We start from the raw sequence: 6197 nt of genomic DNA, 5'->3' as shown, positions 1-6197 counted from the left end.
ACGCCCACAACGCCGATCCCACACCCTACGTATGGACCGCCACCGCCGAATCCATCCTCGCCAAAGTTCAACGCGCACGCACCAAACTCGGACAAGTAGTCAACCAAAACTGAGACGGACCACTAGGTCTTGTCTTCGTTGGCCCGCGGGAAGCCGCCGCCCTGCGGGAACAGCGGGAACACCACGTCGTCGAGTTTGGCCGCGTCGCCGGCCGTCTTGTTGACCGTCGCGCCCCACACGTTCCCGTCCGGCGACATCCGCAACGCCCAGGCATGGGCGTGGGTGTCCTGGCGAACCACGTCTGGTTCCCCGGTGACCGCACCGGTCGCCGGGGCCAGATGGACCGCCACAGTCTGCTTGGTGTTGATCAGGTTGACCAGCACGGTGCCGTCCAACGCCGCACAGCCGGCCCCCCCAGGGCGGTCCGGCCATGTCCACACTGTGGACACCCGCGAATCTTTGGTGATGCGCTGCAACCGATCGGCGGTGGGCGCGCGGTCGATCACGTACAGCGACCCGTCGACCGGGTCGGTGCACATTCCGCCGCCGGAGCCGATGCCGCTCAGCGCGGTGGTCGGCGGTGCCTGGTCGCGGGTGGTCGGCCGCTCAATCCGCAGCACCTTGCCCGCCGACGACGCCGGGTCGGCGGCGAGCGCCGGGTTGCCCGCATCGCCGGTGAGTACGAGCAGCGTGGTCGGGCTGGTGAAGAGCAGCGCGCCGGTGTTGCCGGCGGCGCCCTTCGGGATCCCGGTCAGGATGTCTTTGGGGATGTCGCCGTCGGCGATGCGGATGACCCGGTTGTCGCTGGGGGTGCTGATGTAGGCATACATCAGCCGGTCCTGCGTGTAGGACGGCGACAGCACGATGTCCATCAGCCCGCCATCGCCGGATGGGTCGACCGGAATGACGGTCTTCACCTTTGGTTCGGCGCTCACCGATACCTCTTTGACCGCGCCGGTGATGCGCTCGGCGACCAGCGCCGACTTGCTGTCGGGGAGCATGATCAGGCCGCTGGTGCTCTCCAAGCATCCCTGCATCACCCCGGGCGCGGGACACTCCTTGGGGAAGGGCGTGGCGGGCAGCGGCGGCGGCGGGGGAGGTGTCGACGTCGGCGGCGGGCGCCGTTCCGGCTCGGTGGTGAACGGCTGCGACTGGGCGTCGTTGAACCGCGCACAGCCACTGGAGACGAGCAGCGCCACGCATACCGCAAACAGCGCACGCCGAGTCGACCGCCGCAACTGCATGTCAGCCAGGTTACGGATATTCCGCGCCGGCCCGCTACGACGGGTGTCCCGTGTTTGCCGTCATTCCCGAGGCGGCGTGCATCAGTCTGGTAAAAGCGCCGCTCAAATCCCCAATCTGGGCATAAATGCCCTTACCCTGACACGCGTGACCAGTCAATCGCGTGATGCATCTTGGCGGCGGCCGGACAAATCCGAGGCGCCAAACCCGGGGCGCCCGGCCACAGCAAGCGTGGTCGACCCGGAAGACGACCTGCCGTCGGACACCTATGCAGGCGATTTCGAGACCACCACCATCCCGCACTACGGCTCCGGTGGTGCCGTTGACGGCTCCGACAACCCGCAGATGTCCGGCGCCGGATTCGGCGGCCACGAGCCACTGGGAGCACTGCCCTACGTCCAATCGCAGAACACCGGCCGGCACGCCGCGTTCGGGACCGGCGACATCGACACCGACGAGAACGACGAGCGGGTGCGCGCCGCGCATCGACGCGGTACCCAGGATCTGGGTTTGCTGATCTTTCGGATCGGGTTGGGTGTGGTGCTGGTCGCCCATGGACTGCAGAAACTGTTCGGCTGGTGGGGTGGGCAGGGACTGACCGGTTTCAAAAACTCGCTGTCCGACGTGGGCTACCAGCACGCAGACATCCTCACCTATGTGGCCGCCGGCGGTGAGATCCTGGCCGGGGTGCTGCTGGTGCTGGGCCTGTTCACCCCGTTGGCCGCGGCCGGTGCACTGGCTTACCTGATCAACGGCCTGCTCGCCGGGGTATCGGCCCAGCCCGCCCCGCGGTCCTTCCCGTTCTTTCTGCCGAGCGGGTACGAGTACCAGATCACCCTGATCGTCATGGCCGCCGCCGTCATCCTGATCGGGCCCGGACGGTACGGCTTTGACGCCGGGCGCGGCTGGGCGCGACGGCCGTTCATCGGGTCTTTTACGGCCCTGGTGCTGGGTATCGGCGCCGGCGTCGCCGTGTGGGTGCTGCTCAACGGGGCAAACCCACTGACTTAATCCGCCTAATCCGCGTACGGGTTGGGCACTCGGCCCGCGCTGGCTTCCGCCAGCAACGGCAGGGTCGCGAAAGTGACCGCGGGCAACCGCAGCTCGTCGCCGCCGGACAGGTGTGCGCGCGCCCACGAACCCTTGCTGAACCGCAGCCCGTCGATCTCGTCCCAGCGCACCGTTCGGTTGCCGAGCAGCGTCCGAATGGTCACCCCGTGCTGGTCGGCCACCGTACGTAGCCGAATGATCAACGCAGACAGCATGACCGGGATCACCAGCAGCGGCGCGGTCAGCGGCCAGGTCAGTACCGGTGCCAGCAGACCCAGCGTCAGGAAGCCCACCGCGAAGTGGGCCAACGGCGACATCTTGATCACTACCGGGCAGGTAGCCACCCGTGCATCCTGTCACCCACGTCGAGCAGGCAGCGCGCGTGTTCAGCCCTCGCGGACCGCATCCCGGTCGACGACGAGCGGGTCGGCCATGGCGGGTTCCCGGTGGACGTCCCGCTTGGTCACGGTGAGGTAGGCCACCAGCGCGGCGATGGTCAGCAGGAACGCCGCAGTGGTTGCGGTGGTGCCGACGCCGAGGCCGCCGTCATGACGAGACTGGGAAAGCAAGTCACCCAAGGATGCACCGAGGGGACGGGTGAGGATGTACGCCAGCCAGAAGGCCAGCACTGCATCCAACTTGAAGCCGAGGTGGGCTATCGCCACTACCGCGAATAGTCCGACGAACAGCGCCAGCGAGAGTGGGTAGCCCAACGCGAACTTCTCGGCGATCAGGTCACCGAACGCAGTTCCCAACGCGAACGTGAAAAGAATCGCCAGCCAGTAGAAGCCCTCGCGCTTGCGCGTGTGGATGCTATGAATCGACAACGTCTTCTCATGCACGTACCACACGATGAATGTCACGGTCAGCAGGGCGCTGAACACAGTCGTTGAGACGATCAGCGGTACACCAATGCCGTCGGTCAGATTGTCGGTGATCAACGTGCCCACGATGCTGATGAGCACCACCGCGAGCCAGTACAGCCAGGCCACGTAGTGATCGGCGCGGAATTGGTAATACAGCGTTACCGCCAACGCAATCGCCATCACGATCGACGTGCCCTGAAGCCCGAAACCCAGTGTCAGGTTCAAGTAGTCGGCCGCGGTTTCACCGACGGTGGTGGCGAGGATCTTGATGATCCAGAAGAAAACCGTGACCTCCGGAACCTTGTTGAGCATCCGGCGTGTTCGAGGGGACAAAGACCGTGGTTTCTGCGTATTGCTTGGCATGGCAGCCAAGACTGGCAAATGTCTGCTGAGGCGGCAAACCGACGCGCTGGGCCACAAGAAACGTACGTCTGGCGTTCATCCGCTGTTGACAATGCGCTCATCGCGCCGTCCCGTTGGGCACTCACACGAGCGAACGCCCTTACCTGAATTTGACGGTTGACCTGTGCAGAAGCTACTGTCGAATGCTATGGACAACCGCGAAATGCTCGTAGTACTTGGTCAGCGCGTTGGTGCGTGACTGAGGAGCATCAACGCGCAACCCTCGTGCAGCGGCTGAGCTGGCGGGGGTTTTTTGTTGCCTGACGATCTAAAGAGGACACAGTGAGCGCACCCACCACGCGGCCGGCGACGCAGACCGCTAACGGCGCCAGACCCCGGCCGAGAAATGTTGCACCCCAACAACTTACCGGAGCACAATCGGTGATCCGGTCTTTGGAGGAACTCGATGTCGAGGTGATCTTCGGCATTCCGGGCGGCGCCGTGCTGCCGGTCTATGACCCGCTGTTCGACTCGAAAAAGGTGCGCCACGTGCTGGTCCGCCATGAGCAGGGCGCCGGGCACGCCGCCAGCGGCTATGCGCACGCCACCGGCAAAGTCGGCGTCTGCATGGCCACCTCCGGTCCCGGTGCCACCAACCTGGTGACCCCGCTGGCCGATGCGCAGATGGACTCGATCCCCGTCGTGGCGATCACTGGCCAGGTCGGAAGGTCGCTGATCGGCACCGACGCCTTCCAGGAGGCCGACATCTCCGGGATCACGATGCCGATCACCAAACACAACTTCCTGGTCCGCAGCGGCGACGACATCCCCCGGGTGATCGCCGAGGCGTTCCACATTGCCTCCACCGGGCGCCCCGGCGCGGTGCTCGTCGACATCCCCAAAGACGTGCTGCAGGGCCAGTGCACGTTCAGCTGGCCGCCGCGGCTGGATTTGCCCGGCTACAAGCCCAACACCAAACCGCACAACCGGCAGGTGCGGGAGGCTGCCAAGCTGATCGCGGTCGCACGCAAACCGGTGCTCTATGTCGGCGGCGGCGTCATCCGCGGTGACGCCACCGAGCAGTTGCGTGACCTGGCCGAGCTGACCGGCATCCCGGTGGTGACCACGCTGATGGCCCGTGGCGCGTTCCCGGACAGTCACCGTCAGCATCTGGGCATGCCGGGCATGCACGGCACGGTGGCCGCGGTGGCGGGCCTGCAGCGCAGCGATCTGCTGATCGCGCTGGGCACCCGCTTCGACGATCGGGTGACCGGAAAGCTCGACTCGTTCGCGCCGGAGGCCAAAGTCATCCACGCCGACATCGACCCCGCCGAGATCGGCAAGAACCGCCACGCCGACGTGCCGATCGTCGGTGACGTCAAAGCCGTCATCACCGATCTGATCGCGGCGCTGCGCCACGACGGGGCGCCCGAGAGCATCGACATCGGCGACTGGTGGGAGTACCTGCGCGGCGTGCAGTCCACCTACCCGCTGTCCTACGGGCCGCAAAGTGACGGCAGCCTGAGCCCCGAATACGTGATCTCCACGCTGGGTTCCATCGCCGGACCCGACGCCGTGTACGTCGCCGGCGTCGGCCAGCACCAGATGTGGGCCGCGCAGTTCATCTCGTTTGAGAACCCGCGCACCTGGATCAACTCGGGCGGTCTGGGCACCATGGGGTTCGCCATCCCCGCGGCGATGGGCGCCAAGATCGCCCGCCCGGACGCGGAGGTGTGGGCGGTCGACGGCGACGGCTGTTTCCAGATGACCAGCCAGGAGCTGGCCACCTGCGCGATCGAGGGCGCGCCGATCAAGGTCGCGCTGATCAACAACGGCAGCCTCGGCATGGTGCGGCAATGGCAGTCGCTGTTTTATCAGGAGCGCTATTCGCAGACCGACCTGGCCACCCACTCACACCACATCCCGGACTTCGTCAAGCTGGCCGAAGCGCTGGGCTGCGTCGGATTGCGTTGTGAGCGTGAGGAAGACGTCGTCGACGTCATCAAGGCGGCGCGGGCGATCAACGACCGCCCGGTGGTGATCGACTTCGTCGTCGGCGCCGACGCACAGGTGTGGCCGATGGTTGCCGCCGGCACCAGCAATGACGAAATCCAGGCCGCCTACGGCATTCGCCCGCTGTTCGACGACGACAATGAGGGGCACGCCTGATGAGCCTGACTCATACGCTTTCGGTGCTGGTCGAAGACAAACCGGGCGTGCTGGCCCGGGTGGCGGCGCTGTTTTCGCGGCGCGGCTTCAACATCGAGTCGCTGGCCGTCGGTGCCACCGGGCAAAAGGACATATCCCGGATGACGATCGTCGTTTCGGCCGAGGACACCGTGCTGGAGCAGGTCACCAAGCAGCTCAACAAGCTGATCAACGTCATCAAGATCATCGAGCAGGATGACGACAATTCGGTGGCGCGGGAGTTGGCGCTGATCAAAGTACGGGCCGATGCCGGAACCCGCAGTCAAGTCATCGAAGCAGTAAACCTATTTCGGGCCAAGGTGATTGACGTTTCCCCGGAGTCGTTGACCATCGAGGCCACCGGCGAGGCGGCCAAGCTGGATGCGTTGCTGCGTGTGCTGGAGCCCTTCGGCGTCAATGAAATCGTCCAGTCCGGTCTGGTGTCGCTGTCCCGCGGACCACGCGGCATCGGCACGGGTAAATAACTCATCGAATAGAAGGAAATACGCA

At 65.4% G+C, this 6197-nt stretch carries 6 protein-coding genes and 1 pseudogene; 4 read left to right on the top strand and 3 right to left on the bottom strand.

Annotated features, from left to right (window positions below; translation table 11 throughout):
• Positions 1-113 (top strand): annotated as a pseudogene (locus ACRDTL_RS17225) (IS630 family transposase); the annotation flags it as partial.
• A gap of 9 nt (positions 114-122) precedes the next feature.
• Here ACRDTL_RS17225 and ACRDTL_RS17220 read toward each other — a convergent pair.
• Positions 123-1244, bottom strand: a complete 1122-nt coding sequence (locus ACRDTL_RS17220; RefSeq protein WP_431507908.1) for a PQQ-dependent sugar dehydrogenase — start codon at positions 1242-1244, stop codon at positions 123-125.
• Positions 1245-1389: 145 nt separating this feature from the next.
• Between ACRDTL_RS17220 and ACRDTL_RS17215 the strand changes: the two genes are divergently transcribed.
• Positions 1390-2253, top strand: coding sequence for a DoxX family protein (locus ACRDTL_RS17215; protein ID WP_431507907.1), 864 nt, complete (start codon positions 1390-1392; stop codon positions 2251-2253).
• Positions 2254-2258: 5 nt separating this feature from the next.
• Here the strand turns inward: ACRDTL_RS17215 and ACRDTL_RS17210 are convergent, their stop codons facing one another.
• Positions 2259-2609: a PH domain-containing protein gene (locus tag ACRDTL_RS17210; RefSeq protein ID WP_431507915.1), complete on the bottom strand. Its 351-nt coding sequence runs from the start codon at positions 2607-2609 to the stop codon at positions 2259-2261.
• 69 nt (positions 2610-2678) lie between these two features.
• Positions 2679-3470, bottom strand: coding sequence for a COG4705 family protein (locus ACRDTL_RS17205; RefSeq protein ID WP_431507906.1), 792 nt, complete (start codon positions 3468-3470; stop codon positions 2679-2681).
• A 372-nt stretch (positions 3471-3842) separates the two neighbouring features.
• Here ACRDTL_RS17205 and ACRDTL_RS17200 point away from each other — a divergent pair, with 372 nt between their 5' ends.
• Both ACRDTL_RS17200 and ilvN read left to right on the top strand, forming a co-directional pair.
• A complete protein-coding gene (locus ACRDTL_RS17200) occupies positions 3843-5669 on the top strand; it encodes an acetolactate synthase large subunit (RefSeq protein WP_431507905.1) in 1827 nt (608 codons plus the stop codon).
• Positions 5666-6172 (top strand): acetolactate synthase small subunit, encoded by a 507-nt coding sequence (ilvN, locus tag ACRDTL_RS17195; protein ID WP_431507914.1) that lies wholly within the window; start codon positions 5666-5668, stop codon positions 6170-6172. The genes ACRDTL_RS17200 and ilvN overlap by 4 nt, the downstream gene beginning before the upstream one ends.
• Positions 6173-6197: the final 25 nt, after the last annotated feature.

The sequence above is a fragment of the Mycobacterium sp. genome (assembly GCF_050700595.1).
In the GTDB taxonomy this organism is placed as follows: domain Bacteria; phylum Actinomycetota; class Actinomycetes; order Mycobacteriales; family Mycobacteriaceae; genus Mycobacterium.
The sequence above is the reverse complement of the archived record's forward strand: the minus strand, read 5'-3'. Positions and strand labels throughout refer to the sequence as shown.

Bases quoted from the DNA above. Each gene is read 5' to 3' on its own strand.
- ACRDTL_RS17205 (WP_431507906.1), bottom strand. From the start codon at position 3,470: ATGCTCAACAAGGTTCCGGAGGTCACGGTTTTCTTCTGGATCATCAAG.
- ACRDTL_RS17210 (WP_431507915.1), bottom strand. From the start codon at position 2,609: ATGTCGCCGTTGGCCCACTTCGCGGTGGGCTTCCTGACGCTGGGTCTG.
- ACRDTL_RS17220 (WP_431507908.1), bottom strand. From the start codon at position 1,244: ATGCAGTTGCGGCGGTCGACTCGGCGTGCGCTGTTTGCGGTATGCGTG.